Here is a 19,117-nt window from a genome sequence, read left to right as displayed (position 1 = left end):
TACAAATTCAAGAACTGGAGACAGCAAATGGCCGAAGCAAAAGTACTCAGTGGCGCCGGGCTCCGTGGCCAGGTAGCCGGGCAAACCGCCTTGTCCACCGTGGGCCAGTCCGGCGCCGGCCTGACCTATCGCGGCTATGACGTTCGTGACCTGGCGGCTGATGCGCAATTCGAAGAAGTGGCCTACCTGTTGCTGTACGGCGAACTGCCGACCCGGGCGCAGTTGGATGCTTACATCGGCAAACTGCATCAATTGCGCGACCTGCCCCAGGCGCTGAAGGAAGTGCTGGAACGCATTCCCGCCAACGCCCACCCGATGGACGTGATGCGCACCGGCTGCTCGTTCCTGGGCAATCTGGAGCCCGAGGAAAGTTTCTCCGAACAGCACGACAAGACCGATCGCCTGTTGGCCGCGTTCCCGGCGATCATGTGCTACTGGTATCGCTTCAGTCACCAGGGCCAGCGCATTGAATGTGTGACCGACGAAGCGTCCATCGGCGGCCATTTCCTGCACCTGTTGCACGGCAAGAAACCGAGCGAGCTGCACGTCAAGGTGATGAACGTGTCGCTGATCCTCTACGCCGAGCACGAATTCAACGCTTCGACCTTCACCGCACGGGTCTGTGCCTCGACCCTGTCGGACCTGTTTTCCTGCATCACCGCGGCGATTGGCTCGCTGCGCGGCCCGCTGCATGGCGGCGCCAATGAAGCGGCCATGGAAATGATCGAACGCTTCGATTCGCCGGAAGCGGCGATCAAGGGCACCCTGGCGATGCTGGAGCGCAAGGACAAGATCATGGGCTTCGGCCACGCGATCTATAAGGACAACGACCCGCGCAACGAGGTGATCAAGGGCTGGTCGAAAAAACTCGCCGATGAAGTGGGCGACACCGTGCTGTTCCCGGTTTCCGAAGCCATCGACAAGACCATGTGGGAACAGAAGAAGCTGTTCCCCAACGCCGATTTCTACCATGCCTCGGCGTACCATTTCATGGGCATCCCGACCAAGCTGTTCACGCCGATCTTCGTCTGCTCGCGCCTGACCGGCTGGGCCGCCCATGTGTTCGAACAACGCGCCAACAACCGCATCATCCGCCCGAGCGCCGAGTACACCGGCGTCGAACAGCGCAAGTTCGTGCCAATCGAACAACGCTGAGCTGGAGGGGTTTAACCGCAGGTACTGGAGAAACCCAGAACCCTGTGGGAGCGAGCCTGCTCGCGATAGCGTCGGGTCAGCAACCTCATGGTTGGCTGACACACCACAATCGCGAGCAGGCTCGCTCCCACAGAAGAACAGGCTCACTTCAATGGCTGCACCAGCCCCTTCTGAACCCACCGTGACCGAGTCCTGACGATGAACACAGAATTTCGCAAACCGCTGTCCGGCACTTCGCTGGATTACTTCGACGTTCGCGGGGCCGTGGATGCCATCCGTCCCGGCGCCTACGACGGCCTGCCGTACACTTCGCGCGTGCTGGCGGAAAACCTGGTGCGTCGCTGCGACCCGGCCACTCTGGGCGAGTCGCTGCTGCAACTGATCGAGCGCAAGCGCGACCTGGACTTCCCATGGTTCCCGGCGCGAGTGGTCTGCCATGACATTCTCGGCCAGACCGCCCTGGTGGACCTGGCTGGCCTGCGCGATGCCATCGCCCAGCAGGGTGGCGACCCGGCACAGGTCAACCCGGTGGTGCCGACCCAACTGATCGTCGACCACTCCCTGGCAGTGGAAAGCGCGGGCTTCGATCCTCAGGCATTCGCCAAGAACCGTGCGATTGAAGACCGCCGCAACGAAGACCGCTTCCACTTCATCAACTGGACCAAAAAGGCCTTCAAGAATGTCGATGTGATTCCGCCGGGCAACGGGATCATGCATCAGATCAACCTGGAAAAAATGTCCCCGGTGATCCAGCAACGGGACGGCGTAGCCTTCCCTGATACCTGCGTGGGCACCGACAGTCATACGCCCCATGTCGACGCCTTGGGCGTGATCGCCATTGGCGTCGGTGGGCTGGAAGCCGAGAGTGTCATGCTCGGTCGCGCCTCGTGGATGCGCCTGCCGGAGATCGTCGGTGTCGAGCTGACCGGCAAGTTGCAACCCGGCATCACGGCCACCGACATGGTGCTGGCGCTGACCGAATTCCTGCGCAAGCAAAAGGTCGTTGGCGCCTGGCTGGAGTTCTTCGGTGAAGGCGCGCGGGCGCTGACCCTGGGCGACCGTGCAACCATCTCCAACATGGCTCCGGAATACGGCGCCACGGCGGCGATGTTCTACATCGACCAGCAGACCATCGACTACCTCAAGCTCACCGGCCGTGAAGACGCGCAGGTGCAATTGGTGGAAACCTACGCCCGGCAAGTAGGCCTGTGGGCCGACAGCCTCAAGGGCGCACAGTACGAGCGAGGCCTGACCTTCGACCTGTCCTCGGTGGTGCGCAACATGGCCGGGCCGAGCAACCCTCATGCCCGCGTCGCGACCGCCGATCTGGCGGCCAGCGGCATCGCCGGGCAATGGACCGAAGTGCCAGGGAAGATGCCCGACGGTGCAGTGATCATCGCCGCCATCACCAGTTGCACCAACACCAGCAACCCGCGCAACGTCATTGCTGCTGGCCTCTTGGCACGCAATGCCAATCGCTTGGGCCTGGCCCGCAAACCGTGGGTCAAATCGTCCCTGGCACCGGGTTCGAAAACCGTGGCGCTGTACCTGGATGAAGCCGGTCTGACCAAGGAGCTGGAGCAACTGGGCTTCGGCGTGGTGGCTTTCGCCTGCACCACCTGCAACGGCATGTCCGGCGCTCTGGACCCGGTGATCCAGCAGGAAATCATCGACCGCGACCTGTACGCCACCGCCGTGCTGTCGGGTAACCGCAACTTCGATGGACGTATCCATCCATACGCCAAACAGGCGTTCCTTGCTTCGCCGCCATTGGTAGTGGCCTACGCCATCGCCGGGACCATCCGTTTCGACATCGAGAAGGATGTGCTGGGCGTGATGGACGGTCGGGAAATCCGTCTCAAGGACATCTGGCCGAGTGACGAGGAAATCGAAGCGGTGGTCAAGGCCTCGGTGAAACCGGAACAGTTCCGCCAGGTGTACATCCCGATGTTTGCCATCCAGGAAGACACCGGGCCGAAAGTCACGCCGCTGTACGACTGGCGTCCGCAAAGCACCTACATCCGGCGTCCGCCTTACTGGGAAGGCGCGCTGGCGGGGGCGCGACCGCTCAAAGGCATGCGTCCGTTGGCGGTGCTGCCGGACAACATCACCACCGATCACCTGTCGCCGTCCAACGCGATCATGCTGGACAGCGCCGCCGGCGAATACCTGGCGAAAATGGGCTTGCCGGAGGAAGACTTCAACTCCTACGCCACGCACCGGGGCGACCATTTGACCGCCCAGCGCGCCACCTTCGCCAACCCGAAACTGTTCAACGAAATGGTCCAGGAAAACGGCAAGGTCAAGCAGGGTTCCCTGGCACGGGTCGAGCCCGAAGGCAAGGTCATGCGGATGTGGGAAGCCATCGAAACCTACATGGAACGCAAGCAGCCGCTGATCATCATCGCCGGTGCCGACTACGGCCAGGGTTCGTCCCGGGACTGGGCCGCAAAGGGCGTACGCCTGGCCGGTGTCGAGGCGATTGCCGCCGAAGGCTTCGAGCGTATCCATCGCACCAACCTGGTGGGCATGGGCGTGTTGCCGCTGGAGTTCAAGCCTGGCACCGATCGCAAGACCCTGGGCATCGATGGCAGCGAAATCTATGACGTGATTGGCGAGCGCACCCCACGCGCGACGCTGACCCTGGTCATCACTCGCAAGAGCGGCGAGCGTGTTGAAGTGCCGGTGACCTGCCGTCTCGATACGGCTGAAGAGGTGTCGATCTATGAAGCGGGTGGCGTGTTGCAGCGCTTTGCCCAGGATTTTCTTGAATCGGCGGTCGCCGTTTAAATCTCACGATAGGGAGTAGGTGCTTCATGTCTCATGCACCACGCTTTTCACCACAGATCAGAATCCCCGCCACCTACATGCGCGGTGGCACCAGCAAGGGCGTGTTCTTCAATTTGACGGACCTGCCCGAAGCCGCCCGTGTCCCCGGCGCGGCGCGCGATGCCTTGCTGCTACGGGTCATTGGCAGTCCCGATCCGTACGAGAAACAGATCGACGGCATGGGCGGCGCGACGTCCAGCACCAGCAAGACGGTGATCCTGTCCAAGAGCAACCGGGCCGACCACGATGTCGATTACCTGTTCGGCCAGGTCTCCATCGACAAGCCGTTCGTGGACTGGAGCGGCAACTGCGGCAACCTGTCGGCAGCGGTGGGTTCGTTTGCCGTCAGCAGTGGCTTGGTGGCGTCCAGCCGCATTCCACAAAACGGCGTGGCCGTGGTGCGGATCTGGCAGGCCAACATCGGCAAGACCATCATTGCCCATGTGCCGATGACCGATGGCGCGGTGCAGGAAACCGGTGATTTCGAACTCGACGGGGTGACTTTCCCGGCGGCAGAAGTGCAACTGGAGTTCATGGACCCGGCCGCCGAGGAAGAAGGTGGGGGTGGTTCGATGTTTCCCACCGGCAACCTGGTGGACGACTTGGAAGTACCCGGCGTCGGTACGCTCAAGGCGACCCTGATCAACGCCGGCATTCCGACGATTTTCATCAATGCCCGGGACATCGGCTATACCGGCACTGAGCTGCAGGGCACTATCAATGGCGACCCCAAGGCCCTGGCGATGTTCGAAACCATCCGCGCCCACGGTGCCCTGCGCATGGGGCTGATCAAGCAACTGGACGAAGCCGCCCAACGTCAGCACACGCCGAAGGTGGCGTTTGTCGCGCCGCCAGCGGACTACGTTTCATCGAGTGGAAAAGCCGTAGCGGCGGGGGACGTCGACTTGCTGGTGCGGGCGCTGTCCATGGGCAAGCTCCACCACGCCATGATGGGCACCGCCGCAGTCGCCATCGGCACCGCCGCCGCTATTTCGGGCACCCTGGTGAACCTGGCCGCAGGCGGCACCGAGCGCAACGCCGTGCGTTTCGGCCACCCGTCCGGCACCTTGCGCGTCGGTGCCGAGGCCAGCCAGGCCAATGGCGAATGGACCGTAAACAAAGCCATCATGAGTCGCAGCGCGCGGGTGTTGATGGAAGGGGTCGTGCGGGTACCGGCAGACACGTTCTGATCCACCGCAGGGATCTGGATTGAATCATTGTGGGAGCGAGCCTGCTCGCGATAGCGTCGGGTCAGCAACATCATTGTTGGTTGACACACCGCTATCGCGAGCAGGCTCGCTCCCACAAGGTTGTGGTTTGACTGATCGAGGCGGTTCAGCCCTGTTGGAACATCTCCCTGGCCCGTTGCTCGATCTGTTCCTGCGTCAGATCCTCCTTGTGGGTCGCCAGGAACCACACATGCCCATAGGGATCCTTCAAGCTGCCGGAGCGATCACCATAGAATTGATCCTTGACCTCGGCGATCACCGTGCCACCGGCGGCAATCGCTTGGGCATACACACGGTCCACGTCCTCGACATATAAATGCAGGCCCACCGACGGCGATTGGTCTGGATTGCTCAGGGGGCCCTGATCGCAGGGCGTGCCGAGCATGATCGGACTGCCGCCGATCCGCAGTTCGGCATGACCGATGCCTCCGTCGGGCATTGCCAGACGCATGACCTCGATGGCATTGAAGGCTTTTTTGTAGAACTCGATGGCTTCGGCGGCTTTATGAATGCCCAGGTAGGGCGTAATGCTGTGGAAACCTTCGGGAATGGCTTTGACGCCCATGACGTTTCTCCTTTTTTATCGGGCGAAGAGAGGCTTCGACGATTTGCGCCCATTCACTATAGGCCAGTGATTTCGAGTCGCTCCAGGTCCCGACGAACGCCTCATGACTCGTCCAGCAGATGCGCGCCCGGTCCACGCTCGCCCAGCACATCGCCTTGGTTACGCAGTGGGCAGGCTTCCATCGACAGGCAGCCGCAGCCTATACAACCGTTCAGCCGGTCGCGCAAAGCCATCAATTGGTTGATACGTTTATCCAGGTCCTGGCTCCATTGCGCCGACAGGACCTGCCAATCGGCAGCCGTTGGGGCGCGGTTGTCTGGCAGGGTCTTCAATGCCTCGCCAATCTCCGCCAAGGGAATACCCAGGCGCTGGGCCACCTTGATCAGCGCCACACGCCGCAACACCCCACGCGGATAGCGGCGTTGGTTGCCTTGGTTGCGGGTACTTTTGATCAGCCCCTTGGCTTCATAGAAGTGCAGGGCGGTGACGGCCACGCCGCTGCGGGCGGCCACTTGGCCCACGGTGAGTTCTTTATGGATATCTATCTGTGCCATAGCGGATATGTTGCTTGACCTTGACTTAAGTAGAGGTTTTACGCTGCACGCCTTCGGATCGCAAGATTCACCTTACGTGTGTCGAGGACCTTTCATGCAATCGCCAAGGAACAATCGCAGCTTCACCCAACTGATCGAATTCGAGATCGAGCCCCACTGGCAACAGGCGTTGATCACCGCCCTGTCGGAGCAGACCGAATGCCTGGCGCGGGAGCATCAAGGCTTCCTGAGTGCCAGTATCCAGGTCAGCGAGGACGGCAGGCGTGTACTCAATTATTTGCAGTGGCAAACCCGCGAAGCGGGCGAGGCGGCTTTTCGACGGTTTGAAAGCGGTGAGCAGGATTTCTGGTGGCTGATCCAGACCCACCGAGCCAAAGCCGTAACGTTTGGTTCGTTCCAGGTGATCCGCAGCATCGAACGCAGTCCGGATAATGCGCTGCAGTGTCAGCTGGTTGGTTGAGCGTAATGGGATCCGGAGGGGCGATACCCACTATCAAGAGGGTTGATTTCTGCCGTGCAGGGCCGGCGGGTAGCCTTTGTTCATCGCCCCACGACACCGGACACTCGCCATGAATCGTATCTTTGCCGTTTCGCTGCTGTTGGCCGCCACTGTATTGAGCGGTTGCGCCGCCTCGTCGCCAGAACTGCGCCCCTACACCGCCGAGGAAACCCGCGAACTGGCCCTTGAAGCCTTGAATCGCCGGGGCCTTTCGTTCGATGAATACCACGCGAAGAAAGCCGAGTTGCTTGGCCCATCGCAGAAAAACAGTGGCTTTGACGATCGTGGTGAAATGAGCGCCGGACAGCCGGTGCAATTGTCCGGGAAGCCAAGCTGAGAGACTGTACCGCCGGAAGTTTTACCCAACTGTCCATGGGTTTGCGACAGCACCAAGAGTAGGGTCATCACCTGACCACACGACGGACTGATCGCCATGACCCTTTCGCTGGACCTGCTGCTGGGCTTTGCCCTGTTTGCCCTTGTCACCTCGATCACACCGGGTCCCAACAACACCATGTTGCTGGCCTCTGGAGTGAATTTCGGCTTCAACCGTACCATCCCCCATATGCTGGGTATCAGCTGTGGTTTCTTCGTCCTGGTGCTGGCGGTGGGCTTTGGCCTGGGCGCAGTGTTCCAGGCATATCCGCTGCTCTATACCGTGCTGCGCTACGTTGGCGCCGCGTACCTGTTATACTTGGCGTGGAAAATTGCCCACTCCGGACCGGTCTCGGAAAGCGGATCAGGAGAACGCACGCCGATCAGCTACTGGGGCGCCGCGGCATTTCAATGGGTCAATCCCAAGGCCTGGATCATGGCCATCGGCGCCATCAGCACCTACACGCCGCTTCAAGGCTACTTCTTCAATGTGGTGGTGATCGCAGCGGTGTTCGCTCTGATCAACCTGCCCAGTGTCAGCCTGTGGGTGGTCTGCGGCAGCCTGTTGCGCAACTTGCTGCGTGATCGTCGCTGGCTGCGTCTGTTCAACTGGGGAATGGCGCTGTTGCTGGTGGCCTCGCTGTATCCGTTATTGCTCGAAAGCATCAGATGAGGGGCTGAGCTTCGATTGGATGCCTGCTAAGCTCGCTGTTCAGATGCGTTCCTCCGCACTTTTAAACGAAGTCTCACTTCTTTAAGGTGGATCAGGAAAAATCACCCGTTTGCGCAATCGTTTGCTCCAGCCGTTGTTGGCGCTGCCCGGTGTGTGTATCAACGGCAGTGCGACCCAGTGAATTCCCGATACGTCGAGCCTGACGTTCAACGAGGGGGAGTTCAATCCGGCTGCGCTGACTGCTTCGCTTGCCTTTTCCACCACGTCAGTCTGCAATTCGGCGAACACGCCGTCCCATGTGCTGCTGGCATGGCACACGATGCTCGCGCGGCCGGGCGGATCAAGGCTTGCTGTGTCGCAACACCGGCTTTCTGGGCCAGTACCGCTGAGCCGGATGTTTGAGCACCGAACAATAATATTGATAACAGGAGAAACAATGAGTACCGAGCCTCTGTCCCATGAGCGGGTTCCCCAGCGCCTGGCCCGCATCCGCCAACTGATGAGCCGGGAGGGCATCCACGCGCTGCTGGTGCCGTCGGCTGATCCGCATCTGTCGGAATATTTGCCGGGCTATTGGCAAGGGCGGCAATGGTTGTCGGGTTTCCACGGCTCGGTCGGGACCTTGGTCGTGACGAAAGACTTCGCCGGGGTCTGGGCCGACAGTCGTTATTGGGAACAGGCCACCCAGGAACTGAAGGGCAGTGGTATCGAACTGGTCAAGCTCATTCCGGGTCAGCCCGGTCCGCTGGACTGGCTGGCCGAACAGACGCCCGAAGGCGGCGTGGTCGCGGTCGACGGTGCGGTAATGGCCGTGGCACCGGCCCGGACCTTGGCGAGCAAACTCGAAGAGCGAGGCGCGCGCTTGCGCACCGATCTGGATCTGCTCAATGAGGCCTGGTCCGACCGCCCAAGCCTGCCCGATCAGCTGGTGTACGCGCACTTGCCACCCGAGGCGACCGTCAGCCGGATCGAGAAAATCGCCAGGTTGCGTGAAACCCTCAAGGCGCGCGGCGCCGACTGGCACTTCATCGCCACGCTGGACGACATTGCCTGGTTATTCAACCTGCGCGGCGCAGACGTATCGTTCAATCCCGTGTTCGTCTCTTTTGCCTTGATCAGCCAGCAGCAGGCAACGTTGTTCGTGGCCCTGGACAAGGTCGATGAAGCATTGCGTGCGGTTCTCAAGCAGGACGGCGTGACCCTGCGTGATTACAACGACGCAGCGAGCGCTCTGCGTGAAGTGCCTGCCGGCGCGAGCCTGCTGGTCGATCCGGCGCGGGTCACGGTCGGTTTACTGGATAACCTGGACAGTGGCGTGAAGCGGGTGGAAGGGCTCAATCCCACGACGCTGGCCAAGTCCTGCAAGAGCCTGGCCGATGCCGAGCATATCCGTCGCGCGATGGAGCAGGATGGCGCAGCGCTCTGTGAGTTCTTCGCCTGGTTGGAAGGCGCCTGGGGGCGGGAGCGCATCACCGAACTGACCATTGATGAGCACCTGACTGCGGCTCGCAAACGCCGGCCGGATTTTGTCTCCCTGAGCTTCAACACCATTGCAGCTTTCAACGCCAACGGTGCGATGCCCCATTACCACGCCACGGAAGAGGCGCACGCGGTCATCGAGGGCGATGGGTTGTTGTTGATCGATTCGGGCGGCCAATACCTGGGCGGCACTACCGACATCACCCGCATGGTGCCGGTTGGGATGCCCAACACTGAACAGAAGCGTGACTGCACGCGTGTGCTCAAGGGCGTCATTGCCTTGTCCAGGGCCCGATTCCCGCGTGGCATTCTGTCGCCGCTGCTGGATGCCATCGCACGGGCGCCGATCTGGGCCGAACAGGTGGATTACGGTCACGGTACCGGTCACGGTGTCGGTTATTTCCTGAACGTCCATGAGGGGCCGCAGGTCATCGCCTACCAGGCGGCTCCCACGTCACAGACGGCCATGCAGCCAGGCATGATCACCTCCATCGAGCCGGGGACTTACCGTCCGGGACGCTGGGGTGTACGCATCGAGAACCTGGCCTTGAACCGCGAGGCAGGGAGCAGCGAGTTCGGTGAATTCCTTGAGTTTGAAACCCTGACCTTATGTCCAATCGACACGCGCTGCCTGGAACCGTCGTTGCTGAGCCAGGACGAAAAGACTTGGCTCAATGCCTATCATGCCGAGGTTCAGCGTCGCCTGAGCCCGTTGCTGGAAGGCAGTGCGCTTCAATGGCTGGACACGCGAACGAAGGCGATCTGACGTCGGAATCAGCCAAGGGCTTCACGGACGAAGTCCAGCCGATCCTGGCCAAAGAACAACTCATCGTCGACGAACATGCTGGGGGCACCGAACACGCCCCGGGCAATGGCTTCGTCGGTGGTTGTCTTGAGGGCTGCCTTGACCTGCTCGTCAGTTGTCAGTGCCAGCACATGGCCGGGGTCGAAACCACCTTCCTCCAGTACTGTTGCTACGGTCTGCGGATGGCCGAGATCACGGGCGTCGACCCATAAGGCGCGGAACAGACAGTCGATGAACGCAGTGAAGCGTTCAGGATGACGCAGTTGCATGCCGGTTGTGGCGCGCATCAACGACAGCGTGTTGATCGGAAAGTACGGATTGAGTTTGAAAGCCACGCCGTAGCGCTTGGCGAAGCGCTCCAGGTCCCTGGTCATATGCGCACCTTTGGCCGGCACCGTAATCGGCGATGCATTGCCAGTTGCCTTGAAGACACCTCCTAGCAACATGGGTCGGTAAACCAGTTCGCTGCCGGTGTGTGCGCAAAGCAGCGGCAATTGGGTGTATGCCAGGTAGGCCGCCGGGCTGCCAAGATCAAAGAAAAACTCCACCGATTTGCTCATGGTCACAGCTCTCTTTTTGTTATGGGGGGGCTTACCAGCGTTCGTTCCAGGGGCGCAGGTCCAACTCGAAGGTCCAGGCGTCACGTGGTTGGGTATGCAGGTACCAATAGTTTTCGGCGATGTGTTCGGGATTGAGGATGCCGTCTTCATCCCTGGTTGCGTATTTCTCTGGAAAGTTATCGCGGATGAAGTCGGTATCGATGGCGCCATCCACCACCACATGCGCCACATGAATGTTCAGCGGCCCCAATTCGCGAGCCATGCTCTGGGCCAGCGCACGGATGCCATGTTTTGCTCCTGCGAATGCAGCGAACCCCGAGGCGCCCCTTAAACCCGCCGTGGCACCGGTAAACAGAATGGTCCCGCGCTGGCGCTCGACCATGCGTTTAGCCACTTCCCGAGCATTGAGGAAACCCGAGAAACAGGCCATCTCCCAGATCTTGAAGTATTTACGGGCGGTCTCTTCAAGAATGCTGCAGGGCACGTTGGCGCCGATGTTGAAAACAAATGCCTCGATGGGGCCGATCTGACTCTCGATTTGCTCGATGAGCGCGATCACGTCGTCTTCCTTGCGCGCGTCACAAACAAAACCGTGGGCTTCGCCGCCCTGGGTGCGTATCGATTCGACCAACGGAGCGAGTTTGTCGGCGCTACGGCGGGTTACGCACGCTACAAATCCTTCCTGCGCGAAACGTTTGGCAATCGCGCCACCTGTGGCATCCCCCGCGCCAACTACCAGTACGACCTTCTTGTTATCCATGATCAGCCTCATTGGTAAACGATCGTTAGCTGAACGAACGTTATGCTACGCTCCGGTGTACGTCAAGTTGAGCGATCAGAGGCAGGACTCATGCGTTATTCAGCCAATCACAAAATGGAGACCCGGGAAAAGCTGCTCGCCAGCAGTGCCGTATCGGCCAAGAAATCCGGGTTTTCGACGGTAGGCGTTGATGGCCTGATGAAGGCGATCGGGTTGAGCGGCGGGGCGTTCTATAGCCATTTTTCCTCCAAGGACGAGCTTTTCAAGGCCATCGTCGAGCGGGAGTTGACCCAAAGCCTGGAGCGACTGAGCGGTGACCATGTCCTGGACTCTGCCAGGCTGGAGCGGTGTCTCAAGCAGTACCTGAGCATGAGTCACGTAGAACAGCCTGAGGCCGGCTGCGCGCTGCCGGTGCTTGGCGCTGAAATCGCACGCTCGGATGTACAGGTGCGGGAGGCTGCGCAAACGTGGATCTGTCGTTTGCATGAGAGCTGGGCACGGATACTGGAAAACGACAGTCTGGCCTGGGCCATCCTGTCGCAATGCGTTGGGGCGCTGGTCGTTGCGCGCATGCTGGTCGCGCCAGAGATCCAGCGTAATGTCCTCAAGTCCAGCCAGCAGGAGATAAGTCGTCGAATAGCCGAGGAGCAGGTTGGTTGAGGACCGTTCACTACTTGCAGATGACGATCATGCTGCGGCTGGTGTAGCCGGCGGGGTTGAGTCCGAAAGGATAATCCCCCGGCTCTTCGACCGCATCTCCTGACTTGGCAATGACCTTGTAACTCTTGGGAGCGCAGGAGTTGGCGGCACTGGCGATGCACTGGTCCCAGGACGAAGTCAGGCCGGAGCAATTGATGTGCAGAGCTTTCTTACCGCGTTTCACTTCAGTTTTAGTCGTCGCCGCGCAGCCCGCAACTGCAAGTACGGCGACCAATATCAAGATTCGTTTCATTCCCGTCCTTAACGCCGTCGTGAATCTCTGTCCACGTATGACTACATTCGCTTGCGCTTGAAGCGTTCGTGACGTCCTGTATGAAAAATTCCATGTTTGACATTGGGTTACCGACCTAAACATGGCCTAAATGCGCGGCAAATGCCAGAGCTTCGTTAAATCCTGCTTCAATCCGCTGCGATGGCGGGCTTTACGGCGTTATTCAGGGTCAGAGTTGCGCCGATTGATGCAAGAATGATGCAGGCAATCGCCATCCACTGGGCCAATGACAAGTACTCCTGGAGGAATACAAATCCTGAAAGGGCCGCGACGGCGGGTTCGACGCTCATCAAGGTGCCAAAGGTGCGGGCAGGCAGGCGGGTCAAGGCAATCATTTCGAGGGTGTAGGGCAGGGCCGTGGAAAGGATGGCTACACCAATGGCGACTGGAATCAGGCTCGGTGTCAGCAACGCGGCTCCGGCATGGACGATTCCTATAGGGGCTACGAACAGGGCTGCGATCACTACCCCCAGCGCGGCAGTCTGTACGCCATTGTCTGCGCCGGCTTTCTGGCCAAACAGGATATAGAGCGCCCAGCAGACGCCCGCGCCCAATGCATAGCTGGCGCCGATTGGGTCGATGCCGGCGGTGGTGGCTCCTGTCGGTATCAGCAGGAGCAGGCCGATCACTGCCAAGGCAATCCAGAGAAAGTCGATTGCCCGCCGCGAATTATAGATAGCCACCGCCAGAGGGCCGGTAAACTCCAGTGCCACGGCAATTCCCAACGGCGTCGTGCGCACTGACATATAGAAGAGGAAGTTCATGCCGCCCAGCGCCATTCCATAGACAATCACGGTGCGCAGGGATTGGGCTGTCAGTTTGGCGCGCCAGGGACGCAGCAGTAGCAGCATGATGATGCTGGCAAAAATGAGTCGTAGCGTCGTAGTGCCTTGGGCGCCTATTAGAGGGAACATACTTTTGGCCAGGGATGCTCCAGACTGAATGGATGCCATGGCGACTAAAAGCAGGGCAACCGGGTAAAGAGTGGAGGCCAGGCTGCGATGTGGGGGATTCATTGCGAAGGTTTGTCCAGAGTAAGGGCGGGGAAGACGACGGTGTTGAGCAATATATTGCGCACTTTGAGCGTCAGCGTCTATATATAGGGCGGATTTCATTGGCCAGATGTCGCGAATAGATAGAAATACGCAATTAGGTGTTGACGGCAGATTCTGAGTCTCTATAATTCGCCCCACTTCCGGCGCAGTCGAAACGGAAAACTCCTTGAGTTTCAATGAGTTAGACTATTTAAGATGGCGCAGGGCTTCAGTTCATCGAAGTCGCGGAAGGAGTTGACAGGGCAGGTTGTCTGGCTCGGTTGACGGCTCGATCTTCTCGGTCGAAAGCGGTGAAAAAGAGGTGTTGACAGCAGCGACTAACGCTGTAGAATTCGCCTCCCGCTAACGAGAGATCGAGGGCGCAAGTGGTTGAAGTTGTTGAGGTTTTGAAAAACAAAACTTTGAAAACTTCCAAAATAATCGCTTGACAGATACACGGAGCGCTGTAGAATGCGCGCCTCGGTTGAGACGAAAGGCTCAACCCACCGCTCTTTAACAACTGAATCAAGCAATTCGTGTGGGTGCTTGTGGAGTCAGACTGCTAGTCAACAGATTATCAGCATCACAAGTTACTCCGCGAGAAATCAAAGATGTAACCAACGATTGCTGAGCCAAGTTTAGGGTTTTCTCAAAACCCAAAGATGTTTGAACTGAAGAGTTTGATCATGGCTCAGATTGAACGCTGGCGGCAGGCCTAACACATGCAAGTCGAGCGGTAGAGAGGTGCTTGCACCTCTTGAGAGCGGCGGACGGGTGAGTAATGCCTAGGAATCTGCCTGGTAGTGGGGGATAACGCTCGGAAACGGACGCTAATACCGCATACGTCCTACGGGAGAAAGCAGGGGACCTTCGGGCCTTGCGCTATCAGATGAGCCTAGGTCGGATTAGCTAGTTGGTGAGGTAATGGCTCACCAAGGCGACGATCCGTAACTGGTCTGAGAGGATGATCAGTCACACTGGAACTGAGACACGGTCCAGACTCCTACGGGAGGCAGCAGTGGGGAATATTGGACAATGGGCGAAAGCCTGATCCAGCCATGCCGCGTGTGTGAAGAAGGTCTTCGGATTGTAAAGCACTTTAAGTTGGGAGGAAGGGCATTAACCTAATACGTTAGTGTTTTGACGTTACCGACAGAATAAGCACCGGCTAACTCTGTGCCAGCAGCCGCGGTAATACAGAGGGTGCAAGCGTTAATCGGAATTACTGGGCGTAAAGCGCGCGTAGGTGGTTTGTTAAGTTGGATGTGAAAGCCCCGGGCTCAACCTGGGAACTGCATTCAAAACTGACAAGCTAGAGTATGGTAGAGGGTGGTGGAATTTCCTGTGTAGCGGTGAAATGCGTAGATATAGGAAGGAACACCAGTGGCGAAGGCGACCACCTGGACTGATACTGACACTGAGGTGCGAAAGCGTGGGGAGCAAACAGGATTAGATACCCTGGTAGTCCACGCCGTAAACGATGTCAACTAGCCGTTGGGAGCCTTGAGCTCTTAGTGGCGCAGCTAACGCATTAAGTTGACCGCCTGGGGAGTACGGCCGCAAGGTTAAAACTCAAATGAATTGACGGGGGCCCGCACAAGCGGTGGAGCATGTGGTTTAATTCGAAGCAACGCGAAGAACCTTACCAGGCCTTGACATCCAATGAACTTTCCAGAGATGGATTGGTGCCTTCGGGAACATTGAGACAGGTGCTGCATGGCTGTCGTCAGCTCGTGTCGTGAGATGTTGGGTTAAGTCCCGTAACGAGCGCAACCCTTGTCCTTAGTTACCAGCACGTTATGGTGGGCACTCTAAGGAGACTGCCGGTGACAAACCGGAGGAAGGTGGGGATGACGTCAAGTCATCATGGCCCTTACGGCCTGGGCTACACACGTGCTACAATGGTCGGTACAGAGGGTTGCCAAGCCGCGAGGTGGAGCTAATCCCATAAAACCGATCGTAGTCCGGATCGCAGTCTGCAACTCGACTGCGTGAAGTCGGAATCGCTAGTAATCGCGAATCAGAATGTCGCGGTGAATACGTTCCCGGGCCTTGTACACACCGCCCGTCACACCATGGGAGTGGGTTGCACCAGAAGTAGCTAGTCTAACCTTCGGGGGGACGGTTACCACGGTGTGATTCATGACTGGGGTGAAGTCGTAACAAGGTAGCCGTAGGGGAACCTGCGGCTGGATCACCTCCTTAATCGACGACAGCAGCTGCTCCATGAGCTCCCACACGAATTGCTTGATTCATTGAAGAAGACGATTGGGTCTGTAGCTCAGTTGGTTAGAGCGCACCCCTGATAAGGGTGAGGTCGGCAGTTCGAATCTGCCCAGACCCACCAATTACTGGTGCACCCTGTAGCGATACGGGGCCATAGCTCAGCTGGGAGAGCGCCTGCCTTGCACGCAGGAGGTCAGCGGTTCGATCCCGCTTGGCTCCACCATTACCGATTGGTGACCCTCGTTTAAAGCTTAGAAATGAGCATTCCATCGACGCGATGATGAATGTTGATTTCTAGTCTTTTGATTAGATCGTTCTTTAAAAATTTGGGTATGTGATAGAAAGATAGACTGAACGTTACTTTCACTGGTAACGGATCAGGCTAAGGTAAAATTTGTGAGTTGCTCTCATGAGCAAGATCGAATTTTCGGCGAATGTCGTCTTCACAGTATAACCAGATTGCTTGGGGTTATATGGTCAAGTGAAGAAGCGCATACGGTGGATGCCTTGGCAGTCAGAGGCGATGAAAGACGTGGTAGCCTGCGAAAAGCTTCGGGGAGTCGGCAAACAGACTGTGATCCGGAGATGTCTGAATGGGGGAACCCAGCCATCACAAGATGGTTATCTTGCACTGAATACATAGGTGCAAGAGGCGAACCAGGGGAACTGAAACATCTAAGTACCCTGAGGAAAAGAAATCAACCGAGATTCCCTTAGTAGTGGCGAGCGAACGGGGACTAGCCCTTAAGCTTCTTTGATTTTAGCGGAACGCTCTGGAAAGTGCGGCCATAGTGGGTGATAGCCCTGTACGCGAAAGGATCTTAGAAGTGAAATCGAGTAGGACGGAGCACGAGAAACTTTGTCTGAATATGGGGGGACCATCCTCCAAGGCTAAATACTACTGACTGACCGATAGTGAACTAGTACCGTGAGGGAAAGGCGAAAAGAACCCCGGAGAGGGGAGTGAAATAGATCCTGAAACCGTATGCGTACAAGCAGTGGGAGCAGACTTTGTTCTGTGACTGCGTACCTTTTGTATAATGGGTCAGCGACTTATTTTCAGTGGCGAGCTTAACCGAATAGGGGAGGCGTAGCGAAAGCGAGTCTTAATAGGGCGTCTAGTCGCTGGGAATAGACCCGAAACCGGGCGATCTATCCATGGGCAGGTTGAAGGTTAGGTAACACTGACTGGAGGACCGAACCGACTACCGTTGAAAAGTTAGCGGATGACCTGTGGATCGGAGTGAAAGGCTAATCAAGCTCGGAGATAGCTGGTTCTCCTCGAAAGCTATTTAGGTAGCGCCTCATGTATCACTGTAGGGGGTAGAGCACTGTTTCGGCTAGGGGGTCATCCCGACTTACCAAACCGATGCAAACTCCGAATACCTACAAGTGCCGAGCATGGGAGACACACGGCGGGTGCTAACGTCCGTCGTGAAAAGGGAAACAACCCAGACCGTCAGCTAAGGTCCCAAAGTTATGGTTAAGTGGGAAACGATGTGGGAAGGCTTAGACAGCTAGGAGGTTGGCTTAGAAGCAGCCACCCTTTAAAGAAAGCGTAATAGCTCACTAGTCGAGTCGGCCTGCGCGGAAGATGTAACGGGGCTCAAACCATACACCGAAGCTACGGGTATCACGTAAGTGATGCGGTAGAGGAGCGTTCTGTAAGCCTGTGAAGGTGAGTTGAGAAGCTTGCTGGAGGTATCAGAAGTGCGAATGCTGACATGAGTAACGACAATGGGTGTGAAAAACACCCACGCCGAAAGACCAAGGTTTCCTGCGCAACGTTAATCGACGCAGGGTTAGTCGGTCCCTAAGGCGAGGCTGAAAAGCGTAGTCGATGGAAAACAGGTTAATATTCCTGTACTTCTGGTTATTGCGATGGAGGGACGGAGAAGGCTAGGCCAGCTTGGCGTTGGTTGTCCAAGTTTAAGGTGGTAGGCTGAGATCTTAGGTAAATCCGGGATCTTAAGGCCGAGAGCTGATGACGAGTTACCCTTTGGGTGACGAAGTGGTTGATGCCATGCTTCCAAGAAAAGCTTCTAAGCTTCAGATAACCAGGAACCGTACCCCAAACCGACACAGGTGGTTGGGTAGAGAATACCAAGGCGCTTGAGAGAACTCGGGTGAAGGAACTAGGCAAAATGGCACCGTAACTTCGGGAGAAGGTGCGCCGGTGAGGGTGAAGCACTTGCTGCGTAAGCCCACGCCGGTCGAAGATACCAGGCCGCTGCGACTGTTTATTAAAAACACAGCACTCTGCAAACACGAAAGTGGACGTATAGGGTGTGACGCCTGCCCGGTGCCGGAAGGTTAATTGATGGGGTTAGCTAACGCGAAGCTCTTGATCGAAGCCCCGGTAAACGGCGGCCGTAACTATAACGGTCCTAAGGTAGCGAAATTCCTTGTCGGGTAAGTTCCGACCTGCACGAATGGCGTAACGATGGCGGCGCTGTCTCCACCCGAGACTCAGTGAAATTGAAATCGCTGTGAAGATGCAGTGTATCCGCGGCTAGACGGAAAGACCCCGTGAACCTTTACTATAGCTTTGCACTGGACTTTGAATTTGCTTGTGTAGGATAGGTGGGAGGCTTTGAAGCGTGGACGCCAGTCTGCGTGGAGCCATCCTTGAAATACCACCCTGGCAACTTTGAGGTTCTAACTCAGGTCCGTTATCCGGATCGAGGACAGTGTATGGTGGGTAGTTTGACTGGGGCGGTCTCCTCCTAAAGAGTAACGGAGGAGTACGAAGGTGCGCTCAGACCGGTCGGAAATCGGTCGTAGAGTATAAAGGCAAAAGCGCGCTTGACTGCGAGACAGACACGTCGAGCAGGTACGAAAGTAGGTCTTAGTGATCCGGTGGTTCTGTATGGAAGGGCCATCGCTCAACGGATAAAAGGTACTCCGGGGATAACAGGCTGATACCGCCCAAGAGTTCATATCGACGGCGGTGTTTGGCACCTCGATGTCGGCTCATCACATCCTGGGGCTGAAGCCGGTCCCAAGGGTATGGCTGTTCGCCATTTAAAGTGGTACGCGAGCTGGGTTTAGAACGTCGTGAGACAGTTCGGTCCCTATCTGCCGTGGACGTTTGAGATTTGAGAGGGGCTGCTCCTAGTACGAGAGGACCGGAGTGGACGAACCTCTGGTGTTCCGGTTGTCACGCCAGTGGCATTGCCGGGTAGCTATGTTCGGAAAAGATAACCGCTGAAAGCATCTAAGCGGGAAACTTGCCTCAAGATGAGATCTCACTGGAGCCTTGAGCTCCCTGAAGGGCCGTCGAAGACTACGACGTTGATAGGCAGGGTGTGTAAGCGCTGTGAGGCGTTGAGCTAACCTGTACTAATTGCCCGTGAGGCTTGACCATATAACACCCAAGCAAT

14 protein-coding genes, 2 tRNA genes, 2 rRNA genes and 1 pseudogene are annotated in these 19,117 nt (G+C 57.7%); 13 read left to right on the top strand and 6 right to left on the bottom strand.

Going from position 1 to position 19,117, the window contains the following annotated elements; genetic code table 11:
- Nucleotides 1-27: 27 nt before the first annotated feature.
- The 3 genes from prpC to prpF all read left to right on the top strand — a co-directional run bounded on the left by prpC (nt 28) and on the right by prpF (nt 5,174).
- Nucleotides 28-1,155 carry a bifunctional 2-methylcitrate synthase/citrate synthase gene (prpC, locus tag QZH45_RS20815; RefSeq protein ID WP_024776828.1) on the top strand — a complete coding sequence of 376 codons (1,128 nt, stop codon included), beginning with the start codon at nt 28-30 and terminating at the stop codon, nt 1,153-1,155.
- Between the two features lie 198 nt (nt 1,156-1,353).
- A complete protein-coding gene (gene acnD, locus QZH45_RS20810) occupies nt 1,354-3,945 on the top strand; it encodes a Fe/S-dependent 2-methylisocitrate dehydratase AcnD (RefSeq protein WP_024776827.1) in 2,592 nt (863 codons plus the stop codon).
- A 26-nt stretch (nt 3,946-3,971) separates the two neighbouring features.
- On the top strand, nt 3,972-5,174 hold the full coding sequence (prpF, locus tag QZH45_RS20805) for a 2-methylaconitate cis-trans isomerase PrpF (protein WP_055135734.1): 1,203 nt from the start codon (nt 3,972-3,974) through the stop codon (nt 5,172-5,174).
- 145 nt (nt 5,175-5,319) lie between these two features.
- Here the strand turns inward: prpF and QZH45_RS20800 are convergent, their stop codons facing one another.
- Both QZH45_RS20800 and soxR read right to left on the bottom strand, forming a co-directional pair.
- Nucleotides 5,320-5,778, bottom strand: coding sequence for a VOC family protein (locus QZH45_RS20800; RefSeq protein ID WP_024776825.1), 459 nt, complete (start codon nt 5,776-5,778; stop codon nt 5,320-5,322).
- A 101-nt stretch (nt 5,779-5,879) separates the two neighbouring features.
- On the bottom strand, nt 5,880-6,332 hold the full coding sequence (gene soxR / locus QZH45_RS20795; protein ID WP_024776824.1) for a redox-sensitive transcriptional activator SoxR: 453 nt from the start codon (nt 6,330-6,332) through the stop codon (nt 5,880-5,882).
- Nucleotides 6,333-6,426: 94 nt separating this feature from the next.
- Between soxR and QZH45_RS20790 the strand changes: the two genes are divergently transcribed.
- The 5 genes and pseudogenes from QZH45_RS20790 to QZH45_RS20770 all read left to right on the top strand — a co-directional run bounded on the left by QZH45_RS20790 (nt 6,427) and on the right by QZH45_RS20770 (nt 10,124).
- A complete protein-coding gene (locus QZH45_RS20790; RefSeq protein ID WP_024776823.1) occupies nt 6,427-6,792 on the top strand; it encodes an antibiotic biosynthesis monooxygenase in 366 nt (121 codons plus the stop codon).
- A gap of 109 nt (nt 6,793-6,901) precedes the next feature.
- On the top strand, nt 6,902-7,168 hold the full coding sequence (locus tag QZH45_RS20785; protein WP_024776822.1) for a hypothetical protein: 267 nt from the start codon (nt 6,902-6,904) through the stop codon (nt 7,166-7,168).
- A gap of 96 nt (nt 7,169-7,264) precedes the next feature.
- Entirely contained in the window at nt 7,265-7,879 is a 615-nt protein-coding gene (locus QZH45_RS20780; protein WP_024776821.1) for a LysE family translocator, read from the top strand.
- 100 nt (nt 7,880-7,979) lie between these two features.
- Nucleotides 7,980-8,281 (top strand): annotated as a pseudogene (locus QZH45_RS20775) (IscS subfamily cysteine desulfurase); the annotation flags it as partial.
- 34 nt (nt 8,282-8,315) lie between these two features.
- Nucleotides 8,316-10,124, top strand: a complete 1,809-nt coding sequence (locus QZH45_RS20770) for an aminopeptidase P family protein (RefSeq protein WP_024776820.1) — start codon at nt 8,316-8,318, stop codon at nt 10,122-10,124.
- 8 nt (nt 10,125-10,132) lie between these two features.
- Here QZH45_RS20770 and QZH45_RS20765 read toward each other — a convergent pair whose 3' ends face one another.
- Together QZH45_RS20765 and QZH45_RS20760 are read right to left on the bottom strand one after the other, a co-directional pair.
- Complete coding sequence (locus QZH45_RS20765; RefSeq protein WP_024776819.1) at nt 10,133-10,723, bottom strand: 2-hydroxychromene-2-carboxylate isomerase; 591 nt, start codon at nt 10,721-10,723, stop codon at nt 10,133-10,135.
- A 31-nt stretch (nt 10,724-10,754) separates the two neighbouring features.
- Complete coding sequence (locus QZH45_RS20760; protein ID WP_024776818.1) at nt 10,755-11,483, bottom strand: SDR family oxidoreductase; 729 nt, start codon at nt 11,481-11,483, stop codon at nt 10,755-10,757.
- Between the two features lie 90 nt (nt 11,484-11,573).
- On the opposite strand from QZH45_RS20760, the gene QZH45_RS20755 reads away from it, so the two are divergent.
- On the top strand, nt 11,574-12,143 hold the full coding sequence (locus tag QZH45_RS20755; RefSeq protein WP_024776817.1) for a TetR/AcrR family transcriptional regulator: 570 nt from the start codon (nt 11,574-11,576) through the stop codon (nt 12,141-12,143).
- Nucleotides 12,144-12,153: 10 nt separating this feature from the next.
- On the opposite strand, the gene QZH45_RS20750 is transcribed toward QZH45_RS20755, so the two are convergent.
- Together QZH45_RS20750 and rhtA are read right to left on the bottom strand one after the other, a co-directional pair.
- Nucleotides 12,154-12,435, bottom strand: a complete 282-nt coding sequence (locus QZH45_RS20750) for a hypothetical protein (protein ID WP_024776816.1) — start codon at nt 12,433-12,435, stop codon at nt 12,154-12,156.
- Nucleotides 12,436-12,602: 167 nt separating this feature from the next.
- A complete protein-coding gene (gene rhtA / locus QZH45_RS20745) occupies nt 12,603-13,490 on the bottom strand; it encodes a threonine/homoserine exporter RhtA (protein ID WP_024776815.1) in 888 nt (295 codons plus the stop codon).
- A gap of 686 nt (nt 13,491-14,176) precedes the next feature.
- Here rhtA and QZH45_RS20740 point away from each other — a divergent pair.
- The 4 genes from QZH45_RS20740 to QZH45_RS20725 all read left to right on the top strand — a co-directional run bounded on the left by QZH45_RS20740 (nt 14,177) and on the right by QZH45_RS20725 (nt 19,101).
- Nucleotides 14,177-15,713: ribosomal RNA gene (locus QZH45_RS20740) — 16S ribosomal RNA — on the top strand.
- A 65-nt stretch (nt 15,714-15,778) separates the two neighbouring features.
- Nucleotides 15,779-15,855 (top strand) — tRNA-Ile (locus QZH45_RS20735).
- 26 nt (nt 15,856-15,881) lie between these two features.
- Nucleotides 15,882-15,957 (top strand) — tRNA-Ala (locus QZH45_RS20730).
- Nucleotides 15,958-16,209: 252 nt separating this feature from the next.
- Nucleotides 16,210-19,101: ribosomal RNA gene (locus QZH45_RS20725) — 23S ribosomal RNA — on the top strand.
- Together the 16S and 23S rRNA genes with 2 tRNA genes alongside form the textbook arrangement of a ribosomal RNA operon.
- Nucleotides 19,102-19,117 lie beyond the last annotated feature (16 nt).

Source organism: Pseudomonas corrugata (assembly GCF_050920615.1).
In the GTDB taxonomy this organism is placed as follows: Bacteria; Pseudomonadota; Gammaproteobacteria; order Pseudomonadales; family Pseudomonadaceae; genus Aquipseudomonas; species Aquipseudomonas corrugata.
Note: the sequence above shows the minus strand (reverse complement) of the source record. Positions and strands in the feature narration are given on the sequence as shown.

Excerpts from the sequence above, each read along its gene's own strand:
- prpC (WP_024776828.1), top strand. The coding sequence starts at position 28 with ATGGCCGAAGCAAAAGTACTCAGTGGCGCCGGGCTCCGTGGCCAGGTA.
- acnD (WP_024776827.1), top strand. The coding sequence starts at position 1,354 with ATGAACACAGAATTTCGCAAACCGCTGTCCGGCACTTCGCTGGATTAC.
- prpF (WP_055135734.1), top strand. The coding sequence starts at position 3,972 with ATGTCTCATGCACCACGCTTTTCACCACAGATCAGAATCCCCGCCACC.
- QZH45_RS20800 (WP_024776825.1), bottom strand. The coding sequence starts at position 5,778 with ATGGGCGTCAAAGCCATTCCCGAAGGTTTCCACAGCATTACGCCCTAC.
- soxR (WP_024776824.1), bottom strand. The coding sequence starts at position 6,332 with ATGGCACAGATAGATATCCATAAAGAACTCACCGTGGGCCAAGTGGCC.
- QZH45_RS20790 (WP_024776823.1), top strand. The coding sequence starts at position 6,427 with ATGCAATCGCCAAGGAACAATCGCAGCTTCACCCAACTGATCGAATTC.
- QZH45_RS20785 (WP_024776822.1), top strand. The coding sequence starts at position 6,902 with ATGAATCGTATCTTTGCCGTTTCGCTGCTGTTGGCCGCCACTGTATTG.
- QZH45_RS20780 (WP_024776821.1), top strand. The coding sequence starts at position 7,265 with ATGACCCTTTCGCTGGACCTGCTGCTGGGCTTTGCCCTGTTTGCCCTT.
- QZH45_RS20770 (WP_024776820.1), top strand. The coding sequence starts at position 8,316 with ATGAGTACCGAGCCTCTGTCCCATGAGCGGGTTCCCCAGCGCCTGGCC.
- QZH45_RS20765 (WP_024776819.1), bottom strand. The coding sequence starts at position 10,723 with ATGAGCAAATCGGTGGAGTTTTTCTTTGATCTTGGCAGCCCGGCGGCC.
- QZH45_RS20760 (WP_024776818.1), bottom strand. The coding sequence starts at position 11,483 with ATGGATAACAAGAAGGTCGTACTGGTAGTTGGCGCGGGGGATGCCACA.
- QZH45_RS20755 (WP_024776817.1), top strand. The coding sequence starts at position 11,574 with ATGCGTTATTCAGCCAATCACAAAATGGAGACCCGGGAAAAGCTGCTC.
- QZH45_RS20750 (WP_024776816.1), bottom strand. The coding sequence starts at position 12,435 with ATGAAACGAATCTTGATATTGGTCGCCGTACTTGCAGTTGCGGGCTGC.
- rhtA (WP_024776815.1), bottom strand. The coding sequence starts at position 13,490 with ATGAATCCCCCACATCGCAGCCTGGCCTCCACTCTTTACCCGGTTGCC.